The sequence below is a fragment of the Rhodospirillaceae bacterium genome (genome assembly GCA_028819475.1).
GTDB lineage: Bacteria > Pseudomonadota > Alphaproteobacteria > Bin65 > Bin65 > Bin65.
Genome location: JAPPLJ010000016.1, coordinates 75,147 through 99,959, shown reverse-complemented (window position 1 = coordinate 99,959; position 24,813 = coordinate 75,147). Strand labels below are relative to the sequence as shown.

The window sequence follows — 24,813 nt, the reverse complement described above, 5'->3', positions numbered from 1 at the left end:
AGGCCATCCTCGCGAACGGCACCTACGAGCGGATCAACGCCCGCTACTTCCCGTTCAGCATCCATTAGGTTGCGGATTGACCGGCGCGCAATCGCGCTTGCCGGCGTCGCCCGCGTCCGCGATCTCGGCCAGGAACCGGTCTCCGTAGCGCTCCAGCTTGCGGGCGCCGACGCCGCGGCAGGCGGCCAGCGCATGGCGGTTCTGCGGCTTGCGGGCGGCCATGTCCTGCAAATGACTGTCGTGAAAGACCTGAAAAGGCCGCACGCCTTCCGCACGGGAAATCTCCAGCCGCAACGCTTTGAGCCGGGTGAATAGAGATTCGTCGACATTTTCCGGCAGCGCCGTGGCGGCGGCGCGTTTGCGGCCTGTGGCGCGGCCGGCGGCTTCCCCGTGCAGCGCCACGCTCTCGGCCCCCTTGAGCACCGCGCGGCCCCGGCCGCCCAGTTGCAGGCCGCCGTAGCCGCCGATATCGACCTTCAGCACGTCCGCGGCCACCAGCTGGCGCAGGTAGGAGCGCCAGAGCGTTTGTCCGATATCGGCGCCGACGCCGAAGGTCGGTAGTCGGTCATGGCCACGGTCGCGAACCTTGTCCGTCGCCTCGCCGCGCAGCACGGCGACCAGATGCTCGGCGCCGAAGCGCTGGCCGGTGCGCAGCGCCGCCGACAGCGCTTTCTGCGCGATCACCGTGCCGTCGACGGTTTCGACCGGATCGAGACAGCGGTCGCAGTTGCCGCAGGGTTCGCATTCCTCGCCGAAATAGCCAAGCAGCGCCCGGCGGCGGCAGCCGGCGGTCTCGCACAGGCTGAGCAGTGCGTTGAGCCGCTGGTGTTCGACCCGCTTGGCCTCCTCCGGCCGGTCGGAATCGTCGATCATCAGGCGGCGCAGCCGGATATCGTCCATGCCGTAGAGCATCAGGGTTTCCGCCGGCAGACCGTCGCGCCCGGCGCGGCCGATCTCCTGGTAATAGGCCTCGACGGTCGACGGGATGTTGACGTGGGCGACGAAGCGGACGTCCGGCTTGTCGATGCCCATGCCGAAGGCGATGGTCGCGACCATGACGACGCCGTCTTCGGTCAGGAAACGGTCCTGGTGGCGGTCGCGGTCGGCCTGGTCCATGCCGGCGTGGTAGGGCAGCGCCGTGCGTCCGGCCGCCGCAAGCCGCGCCGCCGTCTGCTCCGCCGCCTTGCGCGACAGGGTGTAGACGATGCCGGACGCGCCGGCGTGGCGGTCGAGCAGACTGTCGAGCTGGCGGGGCGCCGACTTCCGGGGCGCGATGCCAATCTGAAGGTTCGGCCGGTCGAAGCCGGCGACGAACACTTTCGCCGTGCCGGCGAACAGCCGCTCGACGATGTCCTGCCGCGTGACCGCGTCCGCCGTCGCCGTGAAGGCGCCGAGCCGGGCGTCCGGAAAATGCGCCGGCAATTCGGCGAGGCGGCGGTAGTCGGGCCGGAAATCGTGGCCCCATTGCGAGATGCAGTGCGCCTCGTCGATGGCGAAGCGTGCCGGCGCAAGACGGGCGAGGCCGTCCAGCACGTCCGGCTGCATCAGGCGCTCCGGCGAGACGTAGAGCAGGCGCAGGCGGCCCTCGCGCATCTGCCGGTGCGTCTCCGCCGCCTCGGCCCGCGGCACCGCCGAGTTGAGCGCGCCCGCCGCCACGCCGTTCAGGCGTAACGCCGCCACCTGGTCGCGCATGAGGGCGATCAGCGGCGAGACGACGACGGTCAGGCTTTCGCCCGTGAGCGCCGGGATCTGGTAGCACAGGGACTTGCCGGAGCCGGTCGGCATCACCGCCAGCACATTCTCTCCCGCCATCAGCGCCGCGACGATCTCCGCCTGGCCAGGCCGGAAGCCGTCATAGCCGAAGGTGTCTTTCAGGATGGCGCGGGCGGCGTCGAGGTCGGGCATTGCGCTTTGGGGCTGCGGCCGGGAAACGGCGGGAGGCGCGCGACCGTAGCGCCGGACGGGGGATCTGGAAACAGCGGAGACAGGCGTGCGGTGGCGACCGTAGGGGAGGGTTTCAAACCTCCCCTACAATACCTACGGCAGCCCGGATCGGGAAACGGTGCAGCATGGCCGGATCTTGTCCCGGTGGAAAAGAACATTAAATGAACATAATGCCGGCCGCCCGGACCGGTACTCTTCCCGCCCGGCGGAAGCCCGATCATGACGAAACATGACATTTCCTGACGCATCCCGGACTCACCGCGACTCCCCCGTGCCACCCCGGACGGAGCGCAGCGACGATCCGGGGACCAGGAGTCACAGGCAAATGCCGTGCCGGGCGACTCTGGGCCCCGGCTCAAGGCCGGGGCGGCAAGGAGATTGGAGATGCAGGATCATGACGAATCATGACATTTCATGACACTCGCCGCCGTCGCCCGACCCCGAGCGTCATTTCGACCGAAGCGCAGCGAGCGGAGAAATCTCTCCGCACGGCGCTTCGGACCCCTTGCTCTGCGCCGGAAAGATATCTCCGCTCCGCGGCCGTGAAGGCCGCTCCGGTCGATATGACGGGAAAATTTCAAAAGGGAGGCACCGTGACGAATCATGACATCTCATGACATTTCCTGACATCCGCCGCGGGGCGCGCCATCGGCTGCTTGGAAACGGCGGCGGATTTCCCTAGGCTCGCCGCGCCATGGACCATTCCCTGACCGAGGACCAGCAGCGGATCGAGGACGCGGTCGGCGCGATCTGCGACCGGTTCGACGACGCTTTCTGGCTCGAGCGCGACCGCGACGGCGGCTTCCCGTTCGAGTTCCACGCCGCGATGGCCGAAGGCGGCTGGCTCGGCATCGCGATGCCCGAGGCCCAGGGCGGGGCGGCGCTCGGCATTGCGGAAGCGGCGGTCATGATGCGCAGGGTCGCGCAGTCGGCGGGCGCGATGGCGGCCTGCTCGTCGATCCACATGAACATTTTCGGGCCGCACCCGATCGTCGTGTTCGGCACCGGGGAACAGAAGCAGCGCTGGCTGCCCGACCTGATCGCCGGCCGGACCCGGGCCTGCTTCGCCGTTACCGAGCCGAACGCCGGGCTGGACACGACCAACATCCGGACCCGCGCGGTGCGGACCGGGCCGCAGAGCAACGCCGGCTACGCGATCTCCGGCGAGAAGATCTGGACGTCGACCGCCCAGGTTGCCGACCGCATCCTGCTGCTCACCCGCACGACGCCGCGCGAGGACTGCAAGCGGCCGACCGACGGGCTGACGCTGTTCTTCACCGAGCTGGACCGCGAGCGGATCGAGGTGCGGGAGATCGACAAGATGGGCCGCAAGGCGGTCGATTCGAACATGCTGTTCATCGAGGGGCTCAAGGTGCCGGCCGAGGACCGGATCGGGGCAGAGGGCCAGGGCTTCGAATGCCTGCTCCACGGCCTCAACCCCGAGCGCTGCCTGGTCGCTGCCGAGGCGATCGGCATCGGCCAACAGGCGCTGCGCCGCGCCGCGGGCTATGCCAGGGAGCGCATCGTGTTCGGCCGGCCGATCGGGCAGAATCAGGCGGTCCAGCACCCGCTCGCCGAAAGCTGGGCGGAACTGGAGGCGGCCTGGCTCACCGTGCTCCATGCCGCCCGGATGTACGACGCCGGCAAGCCCTGCGGCCCGCAGTGCAACGCCGCGAAATATCTCGGCGCCGAGGCCGGCTTCCGGGCCTGCGAGCGCGCCGTGCTGGCCCATGGCGGCATGGGCTACGCCAAGGAATTCCATGTCGAGCGGCTGCTGCGCGAAGTCATGATCTGCCGGATCGCGCCGGTCTCGCGCGAGCTGATCCTCAGCCACATCGCCGAAAAGGCGCTCGGCCTGCCGAAGAGCTATTGAGCCTGCCGGGTCTTCCGGGTCTCGGCCCGGACGTTGAGATAGTTGCCGGCGAAGATGACGACCGCGCCGAGCGCGACCCAGATGTCGATGATCTCCGCGTAGGCCAGCCAGCCGACGAGCACGGCGAGCGGCAGCCGGAAAAAATCCATCGGCACGACGACATTGGCGTCGACCAAGCTGAGGGCGCGGGCCATGCAGTAATGCGCGGTCAGGCTGCCGACGCCGACCACCGCGATCCAGCCCCAGCTCCAGCCCGCCGGCCAGACCCAGGCGTCGAGGCCGGCGAACAGCGCCAGCGGCGTCTGGATCGCCACCATCCAGAACAGCATGGTCAGGGGCGTATCGGTGCGCATCAGCCGGCGGGTCATGACGTAGGTCGAGAAGGCGAATCCGAGCGCCGACAGCAGGGCCGCGATCTGCGGCAGGCCGACCGGCGAGATGCCGGGCCGCAGGATGATCAGCACCCCGGCGAAGCCGAGGATGACCGCCGCCACGCGCACGACCGTGATCCTCTCGCCCAGGATCAGCGCGGCCAGGATCAGGGTCCAGATCGGCGTCGTGAATTCCAGCGCGAACACCTCGGCGAGCGGGATAAAGGCAATGGCGTAGAACCAGGCGTATTGCGCGCCGAGATGCACGACGCTCCGCGCGCCGTGGGTGGCAAATTTCTGCGTGCGCAGATGCCGCCAGCCGCCGGTGACCTGAAACAGCAGCATGATGACGGCCAGCCCGACGACGCCGCGCCAGAACAGCAGTTGGAAGATCGTGATCTCCGCGGCGAGCTCCCGCCCCGCCACCGCCATCGAGAGCAGCGAGGTGAAGGTGCCGACCATCCAGAGGGCGACCCGAAAGATCGGCGCAAGGCGTGGGGCGGCAGTCATACGGCGGGAGAATCCGGATCGGCATCGGCAGGGGCGCCGGACGGCGCAGGCCGGGGGCCCGCAGGTGCGCCACGCCGGCTGCGGCGGATCATCCGATACAAGAGGCCGGCCGGCAAACGATAACCGCGACCGGGCGATGCGGCGTGTTACCTTGCCTGGCCTTGCCCGTCAGCGGCCAAGGGCCTACTGAGCGTCGGGCGGGCGGACATCGAGGCTGATTCGGGAGGCGCGGCGACGTGGCCAGGATCCTGATCGCGGGGGCCGGGATCGGCGGGCTGGCGGCGGCCGGCTGCCTGCTGCTCGCCGGGCACGACGTGGAGATCTACGAACAGGCCCCGGCACTGGGCGAGATCGGCGCCGGCATCCAGCAGAGCGCCAACGCGACCCATGTCATGCGCCATCTCGGCGTCCTCGACGCGCTGGAGGACATGGCCTTCCTGCCGCCGGTCACGGAGTTCCGCCTGTTCGACAGCGGCGAGGTCCTGCAGGCGCTGGCGCTCGCCGCGACCCATCGCGAACGCCACGGCGCGCCCTATCTCCAGCTGCACCGGGCCGACTACCACGCCGTCCTCGCCGCGCGGATCGAGGCGCTGAAGCCCGGCTGCATCCGCCTGAACGCGACGGTCGCCGGCTTCCGGGACCGCACCGGCGGTGTTGCCATGATCCTGGCCGACGGCGCGGAAATTTCCGGCGACCTGCTGATCGGGGCCGACGGCATCAAGTCCGCCGTCCGCCGCCGGATCGCCGGCGCGAACCGGCCGGAATATACCGGCGACTCGGCCTGGCGCCTGACCGTGCCGGTCGAACGGCTGCCGCCGGATTTCCTGGACGGTAAGTCCTCCATCTGGGTCGGGCCGGACAAGCACGCCGTGGTCTACTTCCTGCGCGGCGGCAGCCTGCTCAACTTCGTCGGTGCGGTCGAACTGGAGGAACGGATCGAGGAATCCTGGACCCAGAAGCGGCCCTGGGCCGAATTGCGCGCCGATTTCGAGGGCTGGCACCCGGATATCCTGACGATCGTCGACGCCGCCGACCGCGACGCCTGTTACCGCTGGCCGCTCAACGTCCACCCGCATCTCGACCGCTGGAGCGCCGGCCGCGCCACGCTGCTCGGCGATGCCGCCCACCCCATGCTGCCCTACATGGCCCAAGGCGCGGCCGTCGCCGTGGAAGACGGCGCCATCCTCGCCCGGGCACTGGCCGAGGCCGGCTCGATCGCGGATGCGCTGGCCCTGTACGAGCGCCACCGCAAGCCGCGCGCGCGGCGCATCGTCGACGAATCCCGCGCCAACCGGAAACTGTTCCACCTGCCGGGCGAGGCTGCCCTGCGCGCCGCCTTCGCCGAACGGAACATGGACCGGGAACGCTCGGACTGGCTCTACAACTACAACCCGCTGACGGTGGAGTTGTAGCCGGGGACTTGTAGGCGGGGCTTGCCGCGGGAGCCGACGGAACCAAGGATGCCGCCCCGGATTTAATCCGGGGGCCAGGGCGGTAGGGCAAGGCCGTGCCGGGCGACTCTGGTCCCCGGATTTCCGCTCCGCTCCATCCGGGGTGGCATCGGAGGATGGATTGCGGGCTGGAAATCCAAATTGCCCCGCCTGCTGCCGCGCCATCGCGCCGACTCGCCTTTTTTCGCGCCTCGCCTTATATCCCGCGGCGTTGAATCGCCTGCCAGGATGAGCGGACGGCGTTTTTCCGGAACGGGAGAGGCGTCGTCGTTTGCTTTTGCGGCAGGCTTTGCCCGCCCGGCGCCCGGCAGACACCGGATGCCGGCCCAACCGAGAAGGAGACAGGATCGTGATCCCGGCCCTCATGCCGACCTACCGGCGGACGGATATCGCTTTCGAGCGCGGTGAAGGCCCCTACCTTTACAGCACCGACGGCCGACGATTCCTGGACTTCGCCAGCGGCATCGCCGTGACCTGCCTGGGCCACAGCCATCCGGCATTGGTCGAGGCGCTCATCGAGCAGGGGCGGAAGTTCTGGCACTGCTCGAACATCTTCACCATCCCGGGCCAGCAGGAGATGGGCGAGAAGTTCGTGCGCGACACCTTCGCCGACACCGTCTTCTTCGGCAATTCGGGCTCGGAGGCCGTCGAGCTCGGCATCAAGATGATCCGCAAATACCATCATGCGAGCGGCAACCCGCACAGGACCGGGATCGTCTGCATGAGGGGCGCGTTCCACGGCCGGACGCTGGCGACCATCTTCGCCGGCGGCCAGGAAAGCCATATCGACGGGTTCGGCCCGGCGGTCCAGGGCTTCCGGCACGTCGCCTTCGGCAACATGAACGAGCTGCGCGACGCCATCGACGACGAGACCGGCGGTATCCTGTTCGAGCCGATCCAGGGCGAGGGCGGCTACCGCCCGGCGCCGGACGGCTTCCTCGAGGCTGTCCGCGAGACCGCCGACGAGTTCGGCCTCCTGGTCATGCTCGACGAGGTCCAGTGCGGCAACGGCCGGACCGGCAGGCTCTTCGCCCACGAATGGTCGGATATGACACCGGACATCATGGCGACCGCCAAGGGCATGGGCGGCGGCTTCCCGGTCGGCGCCTGCCTGGCGACGGAAGAGGCGGCTAAGGGCATGACGGCCGGCACCCACGGCTCGACCTATGGCGGCAACCCGCTCGCCATGGCGGTGGCCAACGCGGTCTGGGACGTGCTCACCGCGCCCGGCTTCCTCGAAAATGTCCGCGTCCAGGGCGAGGCGCTGCACGCCGAACTGCGGGCGCTGGTCGCCGATTATCCCGAGGTCTACGTCGAGGCGCGGGGCCGCGGGCTGATGGCGGGCCTGAAGCTGGCCGACAATCTGGAAACCCGCCAGGTGGTGGATTTCGTCCGCGAGCGCGGCCTGCTCACGGTCGCGGCGGGCGAGAATGTCGTGCGCATGGCGCCGCCGCTGATCATCGGACGCGAGGAGATCGACGAGGCCGTCGCCCTGCTGCGCGCCGCGGCGGAAGAACTGATGGCCGAAGAGCGGGATGTTGCCTGATTCGGGGCCTGACACGGGCGTTGCTCCGGGGCTGGACCGCACCGCGATTGCGGCCGCCGGCGCCCGGCATTTTCTCGATCTCGACTTGGTCGGGCGGGCCGATCTGCGCCGCATCGTCGAGGCCGGGAAGCGCCTGAAGGCCGCCGGGCAGGCTGGCGACCGTTCGGCGCGCCCGCTGGCCGGCAAGACGCTCGCGATGATCTTCGAGAAGCCGTCCACGCGGACCCGCGTCTCGTTCGAGCAGGCGGTCAGGCAGCTCGGCGGCGACGCCATCGTGCTGGAGCGGGAGAGCAGCCAGCTCGGCCGCGGCGAGACGGTGGCCGATACGGCGCGCGTGCTCTCGCGCTATGTCGATGCGATCATGCTGCGCTGCACCAGGGAAGAGAAGCTGCTCGAACTGGCGGCCAACGCCGACGTGCCGGTGATCAACGGGCTGACCGACCGCACCCATCCCTGCCAGATCATGGCCGATGTGATGACCTTCGAGGAGCATCGCGGCCCGATCGCGGGCCGGGCGATCGCCTGGAGCGGCGACGGCAACAATATGGCGACGTCCTGGATCCACGCCGCGGTGCAATTCGGGTTCGAATTGCGGCTGGCGACGCCGGCGGAGCTGCCGCCGCCGTCCGATGTCATGGCATGGGCCAGGGCGCGCGGCGCGCGGGTGCATGCGACCGCCGATCCCGTGGCGGCGGTTTCGGGCGCGGACTGCGTAGTAACCGATGTCTGGATTTCCATGGGCGATACCGGCGCCGCCGACCATCATAATCTGCTGGCGCCCTATCGGGTCGACAGCGCCATGATGGCCCGCGCCGGGGACGACGCGATCTTCATGCACTGCCTGCCGGCCCATCGCGGCGAAGAGGTCACCGCCGCGGTGATCGACGGGCCGCAATCCGTCGTGTGGGACGAGGCGGAAAACCGGCTGCATGCCCAGAAGGGCATCCTGCTCTGGGCGCTGGCGCCGGACCAGCTGGAACCGGCGCCATGACGGAGGGCGGCTCGGCCCGGTCCGCCGGCCGGGAGCTGCAGGGTGGGCCGCAGACCGATATCCTGATTCCCTTCCGGCTGGAGCGCGCCAACCTGCGCGGCCGGGCGGTCCGGCTCGGCCCCGCGATCGATGCGATCCTGTCGCGCCACGATTATCCGCCGCCGGTCGCCGACCTGCTGGGCGAGGCGCTCGCGCTTGCCGCCGTGCTGGCCGGCACGCTGAAATACGACGGCGTCTTCACCCTGCAGGCCAAGGGCGACGGGCCGGTCGGCATGATGGTGTGCGACGTCACCTCGGACGGCGACCTGCGCGGTTACGCCGAGGTCGACGCCGCCGCCTACGCCGCGCTGGGACCGGCCGCGCCCGACGGCCCGGTGCCGCGAATCCTGGGCGCCGGCCACCTCGCCTTCACGGTCGACCAGGGCCCGGACATGGAGCGCTATCAGGGCATCGTGGACCTGGCGGGGGCGACGCTGACCGAGTGCGCCCAGCATTATTTCCGGCAGTCCGAGCAGATCGAGACCCTGCTGCGCCTCGGCGTCGGCCGCCCCGGCGGCGCCGGCTGGCAGGCCTCCGCCCTGATGATCCAGCGCGTGCCGCTGACCGGCGGCTTCGGCAGGGAACCGAAAGCGGACGACAGCGGCCACGCGGACGAGGAACGGCGGGATGACGACTGGCGGCGCATCGCCATCCTGCTCGGCACCGTCCGCAACGACGAGGCGCTGGCCCCCGACGTCGCTCCGGCGAACCTCCTGTTCCGCCTGTTCCACGAAGACGGCATCCGGGTCTTCGGGCCGCAGCCGTTGCGCGACCGCTGCCGCTGCTCCGACGACCGGGCGGAGAATGCGTTGCGCATGCTGGACGCTGACGACCTGGACTCGATGATTGTCGACGGCGCCGTAACCGTCTCCTGCCAGTTCTGCAGCCGGACCCGGCGCTACGACGAGGCGGCGCTGGCCCTGCTCAGGTCTGAAGCGGGAGCGAGAAGCGCGGCCTGAGACGCCGCCGCCCGGCACCGGAGGACGGGTTCGATCCCTGCGGTCACGACTCGCCGGGATCGGTCAGGCGGTAAGCGCCGCCGGGATGGGAGGTGTCGCCGCCGGCGCCGCGGCGCGTCATTTCGGCGATCCAGATTTCGTCCCATTCGAGATTGGCGAGATTGACCTCCGTCCCGAGCTCCCCGACCAGCCACGCGGTCACCCTGTGCTTGTACTCCCGGCTGACGCCCGGAAGGATGACGACCGGCAGCTCGAAAATGACCCTTTCGAGGCCGAACCGCCGGGCGATCGACTGGATCAGGTCTGCCCGGATGCGCTCGCCGGAAAAGAACTCGTAGGCTTCGAGGAACACCAGCGCGGCGCCGGCCTCGAAACAGGCGTCGAGATCGGCCAGGACCTCGCTGTCGGTGAGCGTCCCTTCCTTCTTGCCGACCTCGCCGAGAACGCGAAAGCCGAAATCCTCGCGCGCCGAGGCGATGACCCGCCTTTTCTCTTCGAGGCTCCAGTCGAGCAGATTGTCGGAAACCTCGACGGCGTCGAAGCCGAGTCGGGCCAGATTCCCGAACAGGGCCTGCACCCCGCCCTGCATGACCGCCAGTTCCACGAACAGCCCGCCCTGCGAGGTGCTGATGTCCGCCTCGCGGTAGAGGCGCAGCTTTTCGAGCAGGATCCCTTCGTCCATCAGGCCCGCGATGCTCCCGGCGATCTTCGCCATATCGATGAACGGGCCGGCCGTCTTCACGACATCCGCCTGGTGCAGGGGCGGCAGGCCCCAGTCGATCATCATGGTCAGGCCGCGGTTGCGCGGTTTCGGCTGGCGCGCGGGCATCTGCACGCCGAGAACGGTCTCGGTCGCCTGCGGCGCCGCCGGAGCTCCGGTGCCGGGAGAATTTTCCGCCGAGGGCATGGGCCGGATTCTGTCGGGTCAGCCGCGCAGCCGCCGCGCGCTCAACCGGCCAGCGCGGCAGTGTTCCCGTCCGCCGCCGCCCATTCGACCAGCCGCGCGACATAGCGGGCGCCGGCCTCGAGCTGGGCGATTTCGATGAATTCATCGGGCTTGTGGGCCTGGGCGATGTCGCCGGGGCCGCACACGACAGCCGGGATGTCCGCTTCCTCGAACAGGCCGGCCTCGGTGCCGTAGGCGACCTTTTCGGTATGGTTGGCCCCGGTCAGCTTGCGCGCCAGCGCCACCGCCGGAGAGGCGGTGCCCGCCTGCATCGCCGGCGACAGGGCCATGACGGCGGTTTCGATAGTCGCGTCCGGCGACACCGCCTGCATTTCCGGCAGCAGTTCGCCGCGGACATAGTCGTCCAGCGGTTCCAGCACCTCCTCCGTCCGCACGCCCGGAATCGGCCGGAACTCCCAGTCGAACCGGCAATGGCGGGGCACGATGTTGACCGCGCTGCCGCCCTTGATGACGCCGATGTTGAAGGTCGTCCAGGGCGGCGTGAAACCGTCGTCGGTCCGCCCGGCCCGGCGCAGGCCGTCCAGGATGTCTTCGATTTTCCGGATGACCCTCAGGGCGCAGACGACGGCGCTTACCGCCTCGTGCGGCCGGCTGGAATGGGCCTCCAGGCCGGTGACGGTCGTCTGCATCGCCGCGATACCCTTGTGGCCGTCGACGACGCGCATCGAGGTCGGCTCGCCGACCAGGACGAGCGCGGGTTTCGGCAGGTCCCGGCCCAGCCGCTCGATCAGATGCGGCACGCCCTTGCAACCGACCTCCTCGTCGAAGGAAAAGGCGAAATGGACCGGCGTCCTGAGGTCTGCGGCCTTCAGGGCCGGCGCCATGGCGAGCGCGATGGCGATGAAGCCCTTCATGTCCGCCGTGCCCCGGCCGTAGAGTTTGCCGTCCCGTTCGGTCAGTTCGAAGGGGTCGGTCGACCAGTCCTGGCCGGCGACGGGGACCACGTCGGTATGGCCGGAGAGGGCCACGCCGCCGCCCGCGGCCCCGTTTCCGCCGATCGTCGCGTACAGGTTCGCCTTGGTTTGGTCGGCGCCCGGCGCCAGTTGGCTCTCGATGCCGAGGCCGTCCAGATAATCCCGGATCCAGTCGAGCATCGGCATGTTGGACTTCGACGACGTCGTATCGAAGCCGACGATGGTCTCGAGGATCGAGCGGATTTCGGCCAGGGTCGCAGTCAGCGGACTATTCCTTCCAGAAGGACGGGAGGAACAGCACCAATACCGCAAAAATCTCCAGCCGGCCAATCAGCATGCCCGCCGCGAGCAGCCATTTTGCCGTGTCGTTCAGGCCGGTGTAGCTGCTATCCGGCCCGATGATCGGCCCCAGGCCGGGGCCGACATTGGCGATGGCGCTGGCCGCGCCGGACAGGGCGGTAATCGGGTCCAGTCCGGTCATTCCGAGCAGCAGGGCCAGGACCCCGTAGGACAACACGAAAAACAGCAGGAAGCCCATGACCGACTGGGAAATTTCATCGGTGATCGGCCGGCGGTTGTAATAGGGGATGAACACGCCGCGCGGCTGCATGAGGCGCGAAATCTGGACCCGGCCGACCGCATAGGCCACCTGGAAGCGGAAGATCTTGATGCCGCAGGTCGTCGATCCGGCGCAGCCGCCGATGAACATCAGCAGAAAGAACATGGCGAAGGGGAACGGCCCCCATTTGTCGAAGCCTTCCGTGGAATAGCCGGTGCCGGTCATGACGGAGGTCACGTTGAACGCCGCCTTGGTAAGGGCCGCGCCCATGCCCTCGCCGCGATCGAAGACCAGCCACAGGAAGACCAGCAGGATCGCGACCGCCAGAACGCCCAGAAAGACGCGAACCTGGCTGTCCTTGGCCAGCGGACTGACGCGGCCGCGCACGGCGTCGATATAGAAGACGAACGGCAGGCTGCCGATGATCATTGCGACGAACAGGATCCACTGGATCGACGGCGGATAGGCGCCGATCGAGGCGTCGCGGGTCGAAAAGCCGCCGGTGGCGATGCTCGTCATGGCGTGGTTGACGGCATCGAACGGCGCCATCTGCGCGCCCCACAGCACGACCGCCGTAAGGAAGGTGAGGCCGATATAGACGCCGCCGATCCCCGCGGCGAGCTGCGCCGCCCGCGGCAGCACCTTCTCCGGCGTCTCGAAGGCTTCGGTCCGGAACAGCTGCATGCCGCCGACGCGCAGCACCGGCAGGAAGGCCAGCGCGAAGACGATGATGCCGATGCCGCCGAGCCATTGCAGGATCGACCGCCACAGCAGAATGCCGGGCGGCGCATTGTCCAGGCCGATGATGACCGTGGCGCCTGTCGTCGTGATGCCCGACATCGATTCGAAGAACGCGTCGGTATAGGACAACTCGAGCTTGGAGAAGGCGAAAGGCAGGGCCGAAAAGGCGGCAATGATCAGCCAGCTCAGCCCGGTGAAGGCGAAGGCCTGGCGCAGGTTGAGCCGGAAGCCCTCGGCCCGGTTCGCCAGGATCAGCGAGATGCCGACGAACAGCGTGACCCCGGAAGCCTTGACGAAGGCGCTCCAGTCTTCGTCGCGCGTGGAGAGATCCGCAGCGACAGGCACGAGCATGATGACGGCGAGAATCGCCAGCAGCACGCCGCAAATGAAGAAGACCGGTCGAAGATCCAGCACGTGGAGCCCGTTTTCGAAAGAGGTCGAAGTCGGCCCGGCCGCTTCGCCCCGCCGGAGCCGCCTGTGCGGCCGGACTATACGCCGCCCGGCACGGCGGGCAAAGCGCGTCCGGGCTAGCTGCCGTTCCCGATCATGGTCAGGAATTCGCGCCGGGTCGCCGGATCGTCCCGGAACGCGCCGAGCATCCGGCTCGTCACCATGGCGGCGCCCGACTTGTGCACGCCGCGGGTCGTCATGCATTGGTGCGACGCCTCGATGACGACGGCGACGCCGCGCGGGTCGAGCACTTCCTGCATCGTGTTGGCGATCTGCGCCGTCAGCTTTTCCTGGATCTGCAGCCGTCGGGCATAGGCTTCGACCAGCCGGGCGATCTTGCTGATCCCGACGACCCGGTTCTTCGGCAGATAGCCGACATGGGCCCGGCCGATGATCGGCACCATATGGTGCTCGCAGTGGGATTCGACGCGGATATCGCGCAGCACGACGATCTCGTCGTAGCCTTCGGTCTCGGAAAAGGTCCGGTTCAGGAAATCCACCGGATCGACGGCATAGCCGGAGAAAAACTCCTCATAGGCGCGGACCACCCGGGACGGCGTGTCGAGCAGGCCTTCGCGGTCCGGGTCGTCGCCGGTCCAGCGCAGCAGGGTGCGGACAGCCGCTTCGGCTTCCTGGCGTGACGGGCGCGACGGGCGGCGGACGGCGGGTGAGCTGTCGTTCATGGCGATGTCCCGGATGGGCGGTCATGCCGGCCGCCGCGGTGCGGCAACCGGCCGGCGCCGTCGACGGGGGCGGGTGGAGCGGTCGGGGGATCGAACACGGCTAGATCGAACACGGCTAGATCGGCAGGGCCCGGGGCCTGGAGCGCCGCCACCAGCCGACGACCAGCAGCCGGGTCACCATGATGGCCGTGAACATGGAGGTCGCCAGCCCGATCGACAGGGTGACGCCGAATCCCTGCACCGGCCCCGAGCCGAACAGGAACAGCAGCAGCGCGGCGATGAACGTCGTCAGGTTGGAGTCGATGATGGTGGTGAGCGCGCGCCGGTATCCCGTGTCGATCGCCGACAGCGGCGTGCGCCCGGCGCGGACTTCCTCGCGGATGCGCTCGAAAATCAGCACGTTGGCGTCAACCGCCATGCCGATGGTGAGCACGATGCCGGCAATGCCCGGCAGGGTGAGGGTCGCCTGCAACAGCGAGAGCGCGGCCGCGATCAGCACCAGGTTGGTCAGCAGCGCGACATTGGCGAACAGGCCGAACCGGCCATAGGCCATCACCACGAAGGCGACGACGAGGATCAGGCCGATGATGCAGGCGATCTTGCCGGCATCGATGGAATCCTGGCCCAGTTCGGCGCCGACCTGGCGCTGTTCCTCGATGCTGAGCGGTGCGGGCAGGGCGCCGGCGCGCAGCAGCAGGGCCAGTTCGTTCGCCGACTGGATGGTGAACCGGCCGGTGATAATGCCCGAGCCGCCGCAGATCGCCGACTGGATGACCGGGGCGGAGATCACCTTGTTGTCGAGGACGATGGCGAACGGCTTGTCGACATTGGCCTGGGTGATCTTGCAGAACTGGCGGGCGCCCGAGGTATCGAAGCGGAACGCCACGACGGGCCGTCCGTCCTGGAACGACTGGCTGGCGTCGACGATATGCTGGCCGTCCAGCGCCACCTCGTCCACCAGCAGGTAGCGCTGCCGGTACCCGTCCTCGCTGTCGACAAGAAAGTAGCCGGGCGGCGCCTCGGCGGTCTGCGTTCCGTCCAGCGACGGATGCAGCAGGTGGAAGGTCATCTTCGCCGTCGTGCCGATCTTCCGGCGCAGCGATTCCGGGTCCTTCTCGCCCGGCACCTGGATCAGGATGCGGTCGTCGCCCTGGGCCTGGATGATCGGGTCGATGGCGCCGGTCGGGTCGATCCGCTGGCGCAGGATTTCGATCGCCTGATCCACCGTCCGCCTGGCCAGCGCCGTGCGGCCGGTCTCGGTCAGATGCATCGTGCCGCGCCCGTTGTCGAACTCGAACTCGTAATGGGCGCTGGCGCCGGTCAGCGCATTGGCGCTGCCGCCGAGATCGGCGATCACGTCGCGCAGCGCCTGCCGCGCAAGGTCCTGCTGGGACGGATCGACCAGCCGGAAGGTGACCTGCCGGTCCGTCGCCCTGAGGCGCTGGTATTTCACCCGGTAGTCGGCGCTGCGGAACATCGCGCGCACCTGCTTGCGCACATCCTGCATGCGGTCCTTGATCACGTCGGAGAGATCGACGGAATAGAGCAGGTGAATTCCGCCCTGCAGGTCGAGGCCGAGATTGAAGGTCTGGCTCGGCAGCCAGCCCGGAACCTTTTCCAGAAACTTCCTGTCCAGCGCGTTGGGGATGGCAAAGGCCAGGCCCATCAGGCAGATGAACGCCACAGCGATCATCTGCCCGCGCGAAATGTTAATCATGGAAACAGGCCCGTCGCTGGTGCAATGCGATCATGCGCAATCCGGGTCCGGCGCGGCGCGGCTCAGTTCCTCCGGCCGCCGAAGCCGCCGAACAGGCCGCCCAGCAGACTCCGGCGCTCGCCGGAATCGTTGGCGGCTGACGGTTTTTGCCCCGGTTTCTTGTTCAGCACGCCCTGGATGGAATTCCGGTCAATCGAAACCTTCACCTCGGGGGCAATCTCCATTTCGATCTCCGGACCCTCGCCGGCCTTGGTGATCTTGCCGATCAGGCCGCCGCTGGTCACGATCCGGTCGTTGCGTTTGACGGCGGCGACCATTTCGCGATGTTCGCGCGCGCGTCTCTGCTGGGGCCGGATCATGAAGAAATACATGACCACGAACAGCAGGACGATCATGAGGAGAAAAGAAAAATCCGGCGAACCGCCGCCTCCGGATTGGGCCCAGGCTTCCGAAACCAGCATGACCGACTCCCAGATGTCTCGTTATCGCGTTGGCGCGCCCGTAAAGATACCGTTTGGCGTATGCTCGGCGAGAGGCCCGGCAACAATAGGCCCGGCATCTGCCGGTTTGACGGAAAGGGCCGGCGCCCGATAGTGTCGCCGGAACCGAACCCGCCGCGGCGCTGTGTTTGCGGCGGCTTATATAATGTGACGCCGGACCGAATTCACACCCGACGATGACCGACCCTTCCCAACGCGCGCATCTGTCGCGGATCGCCGACGCCCTGGAAAGGGCCCTGGAAAGGCTTGTGCCGGCGCAGCCGCCCGCTGCCGCGCTCGACGACGGCGACGCCTTTATCTGGCACGCCGACGGCCGGCGGCTCGAACTGGTCGCCGATGTCAACCGGGTCGATCTCGATCTGCTTCGGGGTATCGACCGGCAGCGCGACCAGCTGCTGGAAAACACCCGCCGGTTCGCCCGCGGCCTGCCGGCCAACAATGCGCTGCTGTGGGGCGCGCGGGGCACCGGCAAGAGCTCGATCGTCAAGGCGGTTCATGCGGCGGTGAACGGCGAGACCGGCGGCAGGCTGGCGCTTGTCGAGATCCACCGCGAGGATATTCCGACTCTCCCGGCGCTGCTGGGCAATCTGCGCCGGAGCGGCCGGCCCTGCATCCTGTTCTGCGACGACCTTTCCTTCGACGGGCAGGACACCTCCTACAAGTCGCTCAAGGCGGTGCTGGAAGGCGGCATCGAAGGCCGGCCGGCCAACGTGATCTTCTACGCCACGTCCAACCGGCGCCATCTCATGCCGCGCGACATGATCGAGAACGAACGCTCGACGGCGATCTCTCCTTCGGAAGCCGTGGAGGAAAAGGTCTCGCTGTCGGACCGGTTCGGTCTCTGGCTCGGCTTCCACGCCTGCGACCAGGAAACCTATTTCGAGATCATCGAGGGCTATGCCGGCCGGTACGGGCTCGATGTCGGGCGCGAAACCCTGCGCGCCGAGGCCCGGGAATGGGCCGTCACCCGCGGTTCGCGCTCGGGTCGCGTCGCCTGGCAGTTCGTCCAGGACCTCGCCGGGCGCCTCGGCAAGCGGCTGGATTAACCGGCAATTCCGCTTACCAGCGGGACGAAGCGGACGCTGGTGAGCGGCTCTTCCTCGAAACCTTCGGCGGTGCGCACGATGCGCCAGAGGGTCTGCGTGCCGCCTTCGGCGCCGACCGGGATGACCAGGCAGCCGCCGACGCGCAATTGGTCGAGCAGGGCCTGGGGCACCGTGTCCGCCGCGGCCGTCACGAGGATGCGGTCGAAGGGCGCCTGCTCGGGCCAGCCGAGTCCGCCGTCGCCGATCTGCGCCGTGACGTTGGCGATACCCAGCCTGTCGAAGCGCTGCGCTGCGGCCACATACAGGTCGCGGATGCGCTCGACGGAATAGACCCGCCGCGCAAGGCGGGCCAGGATCGCCGTCTGGTAGCCCGACCCGGTGCCGATCTCCAGCACCTTGCACCGCTTGTCCAGCGCCAGCGCCTGGGTCATCAGGCCGACGATGAGCGGCTGGCTGATCGTCTGGTCGCTGCCGATCGGCAGGGGCCGGTTGTCGTAGGCGCTTTCGCGGAACAGCTCGGGGACGAATTCTTCCCGCGGTGTCGTCTCGATCGCCGTCAGCACGTCGGTCTGCGTCACCCCGCCCTGGCGGAGTTCCATGATCAGTCGGATCTTGCGGGTTTCGGCGATCATTCGGGCGTGGATGGCGGAATGCGGCGGGAGGGAGGGGGGCGGCGGGGCCCGCTCAGTCGAACACCGCCTTCAAGGTGCGAACCGTCGGGCGGTCGGTCAAATCCAGATGCACCGGCGTGATCGCGATATAGCCGTCCATGACCGCGGCCAGGTCGGTCTGCGGGCGGTTCGGTTCCTCGTTGCGCAGCGAGCCGATCCAGTAGTAGGGCACGCCGCGCGGATCCCGGCGCTCCACCAGATGATCGCCGACCTTGCGCCGTCCGAGGCCGACTACCTGCGATCCCCTGACCGCGTCCGGCCCGCCGGCCGGAAAATTGACGTTGATGAGCACGCCGTCCGGCCAGCCGGCCTCGACAAGCCGGCGGACGATATCCGGCGCAAAGCGGCGCGCGGTCTCCCAGTCCGGCCGGGCGCCGTCCTCGTAGACCTGGCTGAGCGCGATGGAGGGTACGCCCGTCAGCGTGCCTTCCATGGCGGCGGCGACCGTGCCGGAATAGGTCAGGTCCTCGCCCAGATTGCCGCCCCGGTTGATGCCGGAAAGCGCCAGATCGGGCTTGCGGTCCTTGAGCAGATGCCCCACCGCCATCAAAACGCAGTCGGTCGGCGTTCCGTCGACGGAATAGCGGCGCTCGCCGCGTTGGGTCATGCGCAGGGGCCGCCGCAGGGTCAGCGAGTGACCGGCGCCGCTCTGCTCCTGCTCCGGCGCCACGATCCAGACATCATCCGAAAAGGCCCGCGCGATGCCGGCCAGGATGTCGAGGCCCGGCGCGTTCACCCCGTCGTCATTGGTAACGAGGATGCGCGCCTTCGAAAGGTCGGGGATCCGCCGGGTCAAGCGGCGATCCTGTCGATCCCGCCCATGTAGGGCCGCAGCGCTTCGGGAACGGCGATCGACCCGTCGGCCTGCTGAAAATTCTCCATCACCGCAATCAGGGTCCGGCCCACGGCGAGGCCAGACCCGTTGAGCGTGTGGACGAAGCGGGTGCCCTTGCCGCCGGCCGGCCTGAACCGGGCGTTCATGCGCCGGGCCTGGAAGTCGCCGCAGTTCGAGCAGCTCGAGATTTCGCGATAGGCGTCCTGGCCCGGCAGCCAGACTTCGAGATCGTAGGTCTTGCGCGCGCCGAAACCCATGTCGCCGGTCGATAGCACCACGACCCGGTAGGGGATGCCGAGCCGCTTGAGGATTTCCTCGGCGCAGCCGGTCATGCGTTCGAGCTCGGCCTCCGAGCCGTCCGGGTGCGCGATGCTGACCATTTCGACCTTGGAAAACTGGTGCTGGCGCAGCATGCCGCGGGTGTCGCGCCCCGCCGCGCCGGCTTCGGAGCGGAAGCAGAGGGTGTAGGCCGTGTAGCGCCGCGGCAGGGTGTTCTCGTCGACGACCTGCCCGGCCGCGAGGTTGGTCAGCGGGACCTCGGCGGTCGGGATCAGCCACATGCCCTCTTCGGTCCGGTACTGGTCTTCGGCGAATTTCGGCAGCTGGCCGGTGCCGTAGAGCACATGATCGCGCACCAGGACGGGCGGCGAGATTTCCGTATAGCCGAACTCGCCGGTGTGGGTATCGAGCATGAACTGGGCGAGCGCGCGTTCCAGCCGGGCCAGCCGGCCGGACAGCAAAACGAAGCGCGCGCCGCTCAGGCTGGCGGCGGTATCGAAATCCATTTCGCCCAGCGCCTCGCCGAGATCGAAATGCTGTTTCGGCTCGAAATCGAACGCCGGCCGGTCGCCGACCCGGCGGAGCTCGACATTCGCCGCCTCGTCCGCGCCCACCGGCACATCCTCGAACGGCAGGTTGGGGATCACCTCCAGCGCCGCCGTCAGCGCATCCTCGGCGCCTTTCTGCTCGGCCTCCAGTTCGCCGAGCCGGTCTTTCATCGCACCCACCCTGGCGATGACGTCCGCAACGTCCCGTCCTTCGGCCTTCGCCCGGCCGATGTCCTTCGACAGCGCGTTCCGCTCCGATTGCAGCGTCTGGGCTTCCGTCTGCGCTTCGCGCCGGCGCGCGTCGAGGGCAATCAGGGACGCGCTCTCCGGCGCCAGGCCGCGGCGCGCCAGGGCGGCGTCGAAGGCTTCGGGGTTGTCGCGAATCCAGCGGATATCGTGCATGGCTCGAAACGTCTCGGGATCTCGGTTGGGCGCAATTCGCCAACGCATATAGCCGCGCCCGCGCCCGACATCCACCGTCGCCCGCCGGCCCGGCGAATGGGTCGCGCGCCGCCCGCCGCGGTCCGGCGGCCTAGTCCGCCAGTTCCGCCTGCAATGCAGCGTCTTCCTCGGCCCGCTTCTTCTCGATCATCCGGGCAAGGAAGATGGACACTTCGTAGAGCAGCAGGATCGGGATGGCGAGGCCGACCTGGCTGATCACATCCGGCGGCGTCAGGATCGCGGCAAAGACAAAGACCAGGACGACGGCATATTTCCGGAACTTTGCCAGGCCCTTGGAAGTTACGAGATCGACCTTGGCCAGCAACGTCAGCACCACCGGCAACTGGAACGCGATGCCGAAGGCGAAGATCAGCTTGATGACGAGGGAGAGATATTCCTCCACCTTGGGCAGCAGCTCGATCCGGGCGCCGGTCTCGCCGGTGTTCTGGAACGCCGCGAAGAACTCCCAGGCCAGCGGCATGATCGCATAGTAGACCATGGCCCCGCCGGCGAAGAACAGGACCGGCGTGGCGATCAGGAACGGCCGGAACGCAGACTTCTCCTTGGTGTACAGGCCCGGCGCCACGAATTTCCACAACTGGACGGCGAAGATCGGGAAGGCGAGGAAGGCCGCCGCGTAGAAGCCGATCTTGATCTCCGTGAAAAACACCTCGTACAGCTTGGTGTAGATCAGCGTGGCGTCCTCGTTCCGGGCGCGCAGGATGTCCATCAGCGGCCGGGACAGAAAATCGAAGATTTCCGAGGCGAAGAAGACACAGACGCCGAAAGCGACCAGCAGGGCCACGACGCACCACATCAGGCGGCGCCGCAGCTCCGTCAGATGCTCCATCATCGTCATGCGGTTCTGGTCGGGGTCGGTTTCCGCCGGGGCATCGCCGGTCAACGACTCGACATGGTCCTGCGTCGGCCCGTCTTCCGCGCCTTCGGCGGTCTCCTCGGGCGCGTCGGGCGCGTCGGGTTCGGTCTCCTTCTTCCCGGCTTCCGGGTCGCCGTCGGCCATCATCTCCGGACCTTGCGCTTGCCCGGCGTGTCGCGGCCCGTCCGGCGGCCGCTGTAGCGTGGCCGGGCCTTGCGCGGCGCCTTGCGGTGCCTGGGCCACTTGTCGGCGGCATCGCCCGGTGAGACGTTGCGCCAGGCCGGAATCGGCTTCCAGTAGGAACTGTAGTCGGGGCTGTCGGAATTATCGTCCACGCCGGCGTAGTCGAAATCGCCCGCCATGTCCTCGATGGCGTTCATTTCCTCGCTCGCGGCGTTGGCGACCTTGTCGATATCCTGCTGGAGCTTGTCCAGATCGGCTTCGCGGGCGAGGTCGTCCAGGCCGGAGCGGAATTCGCCGGACAGCGCCTTGAGCCGGCCGATGCCCTCGGTGACGCCCTTGACGACCTTCGGCATGTCTTTCGGGCCGACGATCATCAACGTGATGACGGCGATCATCGCCATTTCCATCCAGCCGAGATCGAACATCGCCCTACAATCGCGGCCCGCGCTTCCCGGCCTTCAGCCCCGATACCAGCCCCGGCACGATGTCCGGCGCGGTGTCGGATCAGGCTTTCTCGACCTCGTCGACCTTGGCGCCGGCGGTCTGGCCGCTCTTGCCGTCGATGACCTTGGCGTCGTCGCCACCGGCGGCGGCCGATTCGGAATCGGCCTTCAGGCCCTTGCGGAACTGAGTGATGCCGCTGCCCAGGTCGCGCATCAGTCCGGGAATTTTCCGGCCGCCGAACAGCAGCAGGATGACCGCGACGATGATCAGGATTTGCCAGATGCTCAGGCCCATTCCACTTCTCCCCTGCCCGGTCTGCTTCCGGTCTCATTCCGGCGATCCGGCCGCGTTCCAATGGCTTTGCGCAGCCGGCCGACGCGCCTTTCCGGCGCGGTTCGTTGCGCCCGATCCATTTAGCGCTATTTAGCGTTTGCCGACGGAAAAACAAACACATGCGCCGGGTCTAGCGTCACCGCGACGCAATCGCCCTCGCGGGGCGCGCGCGCTGCCGGCGCACGGGCATACAGCGTTTCGCCCGGCCGGTCCGCCGCCTCCAGCACGATAACCGCGCCGCTGCCGACCGGCCGGCTGCGCAGGACCCGGGCGCGCACCGCGCCGTCGCCGCCAAAGCCGACGCCTTCGTAGCGAACGAGAATTTGTACCGCGGCGCCGGCCGGCAGGCTTCCGGCATCGACCGGCCCCCAGCCCGTGTCAATCGTTCCCGATTCTCCGACAATGCCGGTCAACCGGTTAGAATCGCTAAGGAAATTGGCGACGAACGGGTTGGCCGGGCGGTCATAGACGGCGGCGGGCGCGCCGAACTGCATCAGCCTGCCGTCGCGCAGGACGCCGATCCGGTCGGCGACATACATGGCCTCTTCCGGATCGTGCGTCACCACGACCGCCGTCGTCCCGGTCTCGCGCAGGATGGCCAGCAACGTATCGGCCAGGCCATGGCGAAGACGCGCGTCGAGGCCGGACAACGGCTCGTCCAGCAGCAGCATGCCGGGTGACGGCGCCAGCGCCCGGGCAAGGGCGATCCGCTGCTGCTGGCCGCCCGACAGGGTATGGGGAAAGGCGTCGGCGAGGGCCGATACGCCGACGCGCTCCAGCACTTCGCCGACTCGTTTGCGCCGTTCGGCGTCGCCCAGATGCTGCAGCCCGAAGGCGACGTTGTCGGCCGCGCTCAGATGCGGGAACAGCGCATAGTCCTGGAACAGGAACCCGACATCGCGCCGTTCGGGCGGCAGGTTGAGGCCGGGCGCGGCGCTGACCGTCCTTCCGCCGATGGCGATGGTGCCGTGCTGGATGGCTTCCAGCCCGGCGACCAGCCGCAGCAGGGTGGACTTGCCGCAGCCCGACGGCCCGAGCAGCGCCAGGATCTCGCCCCCGCCGATTTCGAGCGAAATTTCCTTCAGCGCCGTCACCCGGTCGAACCGGTGGCTCAGCGCGTCGACGGACAGGTCGGGGCCGGGCGGCGCGGCGGTCATAGCGGCGCCGGCGCCGCGATCGGGGCGATCTTCTCCGCCTCGCGCGGCTCGCTGCTGCGCCGCATGGCGCGGGACAGCAGGATCACGGGAAGCGTTCCGGCGAGAACGATCGCAAGCGCCGACGGCGCCGCCTCGACCAGCTGTTCGTCGGTGGCGTATTCGTATGTCCGCAGCGCCAGCGTATCGATACCGAACGGCCGCAGCAGCAGCGTTGCCGGCAGTTCCTTCAGGACGTCGACGAAGATCAGCAGGCCGGCGGCGGCGATGCTGGGTCGGAGCATCGGCGCGTGGATGCGCCGGACGACGCCCGTCGCGCTGGCGCCCAGTGTCCGCGCAGCATCGTCCATATGACCGGTGATGCGGGTGAGGCCGCCGTCGACGGCGCCGTAGGAGATCGCGAGAAAGCGCACGGCGTAGGCAAACAGGAGGGCGAATACGGTGCCGCTGAAAATCAGGCCGGGCGACAGGCCGAAGATGTCCGCGCCGAAGGCGTTGATCCGTTCGTCCAGCGCCGCGAAGGGAATGACGATGCCGACGGCGAGAACGGCGCCCGGCACGGCATAGCCGATTGCCGCCAGCCGCGTCAGCCCGCGGAACAGGCGGCTGGCGGAGCGCCGGGCGGCGTAGGCGAGGAACAGGGCGACGGCGACCGTAATGAGCGCCGCCGAACCGGCGAGGGCGACGCTGGTGATCAGGAGGCGGACGAAGTCTGCATTGACGACCTCGGCGGCGGACAGCCAGGTCCACCAGAGCAGCGCTGCCGCCGGCGCCGCGAAACCGAAGACGATCGGCGTTGCGCAGAAGATGACGGCGAAGGCGGCGCGCCAGCCGGCAAGCCGCCATCCCGGCAGGGGCCGGTAGCGGATGGACAGATTGTGGAAAGCGGCACGCCCGCGCGACCGGCGTTCCAGCACCAGGATCGCAAATACGAAGATCAGGAAAACCGACGCCAGCTTGGCCGCCGCGGCCGGACTGCCGTCCGCGAGCCAGACGCGGAAGATGCCGGTCGTGAAGGTATCGACGCCGAAATGCTGCATGGCGCCGAATTCGTTCAACGCCTCCAGCAGCGCCAGCGCCATGCCGGCGACGATGGACGGCCGGGCCAGCGGCAGCGCGACCCGCCACATCGCCTGCGCCGGCGTGCAGCCCAGCGTGCGGCTGACCTCGAGCGAACAGATGGATTGTTCGAGAAACGCCGACCGGCTGAGCAGGTAGACATAGGGGTACAGGACGAGGCTCAGCATGACGATCGCGCCGGCCAGCGACCGGATGTTCGGCGCCGGGTAGTCGCCGGCGGACCAGCCGAACAGGTCGCGCAATCCGGTCTGGACCGGACCGGAAAAGTCGAGCAGCCCGGTATAGGTGTAGGCGATGACGTAGGCCGGCATGGCGAAGGGCAGCAGGAGCGCCCAGGAAAAGAACCGCCGGCCGGGAAAGCGGCACAGGCTGACCAGCCAGGCCGTGCCGACCCCGCCGATCAGCGTCAGCACGCCGACGCCGGCGATCAGCCACAGCGTGTTGACGACATAGCGGGGCAGGACGGTCGACGCGAGATGGGCCCACAGGTCGCCGGTCGGGACGAACAGGTGCGCCAGCACCACGGCAATCGGCAGGAGGACGGCGCCGAGAACCGCCGCCAGACCGAGCCCCCAGACGGCGCGCGCCGGCCTGAGCGGCGGCGCGCTCACGGTTCCGGGGGAGGCGTTCAGCGTGGCAACGGGCGAATCGGCGGGCACGACGCGACTTCGGCAGACAAGCGATAGCGTGCGCCCTTAGCACTGTTG

General features: G+C 68.4%; 22 protein-coding genes. 6 read left to right on the top strand and 16 right to left on the bottom strand.

Annotated elements, in window-relative coordinates; translation table 11 throughout:
* Nucleotides 1-54: 54 nt before the first annotated feature.
* Nucleotides 55-1,905 carry a DNA helicase RecQ gene (gene recQ, locus OXM58_03850; protein ID MDE0147483.1) on the bottom strand — a complete coding sequence of 617 codons (1,851 nt, stop codon included), beginning with the start codon at nt 1,903-1,905 and terminating at the stop codon, nt 55-57.
* A gap of 733 nt (nt 1,906-2,638) precedes the next feature.
* Here recQ and OXM58_03845 point away from each other — a divergent pair.
* The gene (locus OXM58_03845) at nt 2,639-3,817 is read left to right on the top strand and encodes an acyl-CoA/acyl-ACP dehydrogenase (GenBank protein ID MDE0147482.1); all 1,179 of its coding nucleotides are present in this window, start codon (nt 2,639-2,641) and stop codon (nt 3,815-3,817) included.
* Here OXM58_03845 and OXM58_03840 read toward each other — a convergent pair.
* The gene (locus tag OXM58_03840; protein ID MDE0147481.1) at nt 3,811-4,698 is read right to left on the bottom strand and encodes a DMT family transporter; all 888 of its coding nucleotides are present in this window, start codon (nt 4,696-4,698) and stop codon (nt 3,811-3,813) included. The two genes, OXM58_03845 and OXM58_03840, sit on opposite strands and share 7 nt — an antisense overlap.
* Before the next feature lie 236 nt (nt 4,699-4,934).
* Here OXM58_03840 and OXM58_03835 point away from each other — a divergent pair, with 236 nt between their 5' ends.
* The 4 genes from OXM58_03835 to OXM58_03820 all read left to right on the top strand — a co-directional run bounded on the left by OXM58_03835 (nt 4,935) and on the right by OXM58_03820 (nt 9,684).
* Nucleotides 4,935-6,110, top strand: coding sequence for an FAD-dependent monooxygenase (locus OXM58_03835; protein MDE0147480.1), 1,176 nt, complete (start codon nt 4,935-4,937; stop codon nt 6,108-6,110).
* Nucleotides 6,111-6,498: 388 nt separating this feature from the next.
* Nucleotides 6,499-7,695: an aspartate aminotransferase family protein gene (locus OXM58_03830; GenBank protein ID MDE0147479.1), complete on the top strand. Its 1,197-nt coding sequence runs from the start codon at nt 6,499-6,501 to the stop codon at nt 7,693-7,695.
* The gene (gene argF / locus OXM58_03825; protein MDE0147478.1) at nt 7,685-8,686 is read left to right on the top strand and encodes an ornithine carbamoyltransferase; all 1,002 of its coding nucleotides are present in this window, start codon (nt 7,685-7,687) and stop codon (nt 8,684-8,686) included. Before OXM58_03830 ends, argF begins: the two co-directional genes overlap by 11 nt.
* On the top strand, nt 8,683-9,684 hold the full coding sequence (locus OXM58_03820; protein MDE0147477.1) for an Hsp33 family molecular chaperone HslO: 1,002 nt from the start codon (nt 8,683-8,685) through the stop codon (nt 9,682-9,684). The genes argF and OXM58_03820 overlap by 4 nt, the downstream gene beginning before the upstream one ends.
* A 43-nt stretch (nt 9,685-9,727) precedes the next feature.
* On the opposite strand, the gene OXM58_03815 is transcribed toward OXM58_03820, so the two are convergent.
* The 6 genes from OXM58_03815 to yajC form a co-directional block, all read right to left on the bottom strand.
* Nucleotides 9,728-10,591 carry a phosphosulfolactate synthase gene (locus OXM58_03815; protein ID MDE0147476.1) on the bottom strand — a complete coding sequence of 288 codons (864 nt, stop codon included), beginning with the start codon at nt 10,589-10,591 and terminating at the stop codon, nt 9,728-9,730.
* Between the two features lie 41 nt (nt 10,592-10,632).
* Nucleotides 10,633-11,799, bottom strand: coding sequence for an acetylornithine deacetylase (gene argE, locus OXM58_03810; protein MDE0147475.1), 1,167 nt, complete (start codon nt 11,797-11,799; stop codon nt 10,633-10,635).
* Nucleotides 11,800-11,833: 34 nt separating this feature from the next.
* Nucleotides 11,834-13,279, bottom strand: a complete 1,446-nt coding sequence (locus OXM58_03805; protein ID MDE0147474.1) for a TrkH family potassium uptake protein — start codon at nt 13,277-13,279, stop codon at nt 11,834-11,836.
* A gap of 113 nt (nt 13,280-13,392) precedes the next feature.
* Entirely contained in the window at nt 13,393-13,998 is a 606-nt protein-coding gene (gene folE, locus OXM58_03800; GenBank protein ID MDE0147473.1) for a GTP cyclohydrolase I FolE, read from the bottom strand.
* Nucleotides 13,999-14,113: 115 nt separating this feature from the next.
* The gene (gene secD, locus OXM58_03795; GenBank protein ID MDE0147472.1) at nt 14,114-15,715 is read right to left on the bottom strand and encodes a protein translocase subunit SecD; all 1,602 of its coding nucleotides are present in this window, start codon (nt 15,713-15,715) and stop codon (nt 14,114-14,116) included.
* 62 nt (nt 15,716-15,777) lie between these two features.
* Entirely contained in the window at nt 15,778-16,176 is a 399-nt protein-coding gene (gene yajC, locus OXM58_03790) for a preprotein translocase subunit YajC (GenBank protein ID MDE0147471.1), read from the bottom strand.
* A gap of 215 nt (nt 16,177-16,391) precedes the next feature.
* On the opposite strand from yajC, the gene OXM58_03785 reads away from it, so the two are divergent.
* Nucleotides 16,392-17,261, top strand: coding sequence for an ATP-binding protein (locus OXM58_03785; GenBank protein MDE0147470.1), 870 nt, complete (start codon nt 16,392-16,394; stop codon nt 17,259-17,261).
* Here OXM58_03785 and OXM58_03780 read toward each other — a convergent pair.
* The 8 genes from OXM58_03780 to OXM58_03745 form a co-directional block, all read right to left on the bottom strand.
* Complete coding sequence (locus tag OXM58_03780) at nt 17,258-17,893, bottom strand: protein-L-isoaspartate(D-aspartate) O-methyltransferase (GenBank protein MDE0147469.1); 636 nt, start codon at nt 17,891-17,893, stop codon at nt 17,258-17,260. The genes OXM58_03785 and OXM58_03780 overlap by 4 nt on opposite strands.
* Nucleotides 17,894-17,945: 52 nt before the next feature.
* Nucleotides 17,946-18,728, bottom strand: a complete 783-nt coding sequence (gene surE / locus OXM58_03775) for a 5'/3'-nucleotidase SurE (GenBank protein ID MDE0147468.1) — start codon at nt 18,726-18,728, stop codon at nt 17,946-17,948.
* Entirely contained in the window at nt 18,725-19,996 is a 1,272-nt protein-coding gene (serS, locus tag OXM58_03770; protein ID MDE0147467.1) for a serine--tRNA ligase, read from the bottom strand. The genes surE and serS overlap by 4 nt, the downstream gene beginning before the upstream one ends.
* Before the next feature lie 130 nt (nt 19,997-20,126).
* Nucleotides 20,127-21,056 carry a twin-arginine translocase subunit TatC gene (gene tatC, locus OXM58_03765; GenBank protein MDE0147466.1) on the bottom strand — a complete coding sequence of 310 codons (930 nt, stop codon included), beginning with the start codon at nt 21,054-21,056 and terminating at the stop codon, nt 20,127-20,129.
* A complete protein-coding gene (locus OXM58_03760; protein ID MDE0147465.1) occupies nt 21,056-21,520 on the bottom strand; it encodes a hypothetical protein in 465 nt (154 codons plus the stop codon). Before OXM58_03760 ends, tatC begins: the two co-directional genes overlap by 1 nt.
* A 79-nt stretch (nt 21,521-21,599) precedes the next feature.
* Nucleotides 21,600-21,833 (bottom strand): twin-arginine translocase TatA/TatE family subunit, encoded by a 234-nt coding sequence (tatA, locus tag OXM58_03755; protein ID MDE0147464.1) that lies wholly within the window; start codon nt 21,831-21,833, stop codon nt 21,600-21,602.
* 125 nt (nt 21,834-21,958) lie between these two features.
* Nucleotides 21,959-23,029, bottom strand: coding sequence for an ABC transporter ATP-binding protein (locus tag OXM58_03750; GenBank protein ID MDE0147463.1), 1,071 nt, complete (start codon nt 23,027-23,029; stop codon nt 21,959-21,961).
* Nucleotides 23,026-24,765, bottom strand: coding sequence for an iron ABC transporter permease (locus tag OXM58_03745; protein MDE0147462.1), 1,740 nt, complete (start codon nt 24,763-24,765; stop codon nt 23,026-23,028). Before OXM58_03745 ends, OXM58_03750 begins: the two co-directional genes overlap by 4 nt.
* Between the last annotated feature and the right edge of the window lie 48 nt (nt 24,766-24,813).

What these genes read in the sequence shown, in the direction of transcription:
- recQ (MDE0147483.1), bottom strand. Translation starts at nt 1,905, where the DNA reads ATGCCCGACCTCGACGCCGCCCGCGCCATCCTGAAAGACACCTTCGGC.
- OXM58_03845 (MDE0147482.1), top strand. Translation starts at nt 2,639, where the DNA reads ATGGACCATTCCCTGACCGAGGACCAGCAGCGGATCGAGGACGCGGTC.
- OXM58_03840 (MDE0147481.1), bottom strand. Translation starts at nt 4,698, where the DNA reads ATGACTGCCGCCCCACGCCTTGCGCCGATCTTTCGGGTCGCCCTCTGG.
- argF (MDE0147478.1), top strand. Translation starts at nt 7,685, where the DNA reads ATGTTGCCTGATTCGGGGCCTGACACGGGCGTTGCTCCGGGGCTGGAC.
- OXM58_03820 (MDE0147477.1), top strand. Translation starts at nt 8,683, where the DNA reads ATGACGGAGGGCGGCTCGGCCCGGTCCGCCGGCCGGGAGCTGCAGGGT.
- OXM58_03815 (MDE0147476.1), bottom strand. Translation starts at nt 10,591, where the DNA reads ATGCCCTCGGCGGAAAATTCTCCCGGCACCGGAGCTCCGGCGGCGCCG.
- folE (MDE0147473.1), bottom strand. Translation starts at nt 13,998, where the DNA reads ATGAACGACAGCTCACCCGCCGTCCGCCGCCCGTCGCGCCCGTCACGC.
- secD (MDE0147472.1), bottom strand. Translation starts at nt 15,715, where the DNA reads ATGATTAACATTTCGCGCGGGCAGATGATCGCTGTGGCGTTCATCTGC.
- yajC (MDE0147471.1), bottom strand. Translation starts at nt 16,176, where the DNA reads ATGCTGGTTTCGGAAGCCTGGGCCCAATCCGGAGGCGGCGGTTCGCCG.
- OXM58_03785 (MDE0147470.1), top strand. Translation starts at nt 16,392, where the DNA reads ATGACCGACCCTTCCCAACGCGCGCATCTGTCGCGGATCGCCGACGCC.
- OXM58_03780 (MDE0147469.1), bottom strand. Translation starts at nt 17,893, where the DNA reads ATGATCGCCGAAACCCGCAAGATCCGACTGATCATGGAACTCCGCCAG.
- serS (MDE0147467.1), bottom strand. Translation starts at nt 19,996, where the DNA reads ATGCACGATATCCGCTGGATTCGCGACAACCCCGAAGCCTTCGACGCC.
- tatC (MDE0147466.1), bottom strand. Translation starts at nt 21,056, where the DNA reads ATGGCCGACGGCGACCCGGAAGCCGGGAAGAAGGAGACCGAACCCGAC.
- OXM58_03760 (MDE0147465.1), bottom strand. Translation starts at nt 21,520, where the DNA reads ATGTTCGATCTCGGCTGGATGGAAATGGCGATGATCGCCGTCATCACG.
- tatA (MDE0147464.1), bottom strand. Translation starts at nt 21,833, where the DNA reads ATGGGCCTGAGCATCTGGCAAATCCTGATCATCGTCGCGGTCATCCTG.
- OXM58_03750 (MDE0147463.1), bottom strand. Translation starts at nt 23,029, where the DNA reads ATGACCGCCGCGCCGCCCGGCCCCGACCTGTCCGTCGACGCGCTGAGC.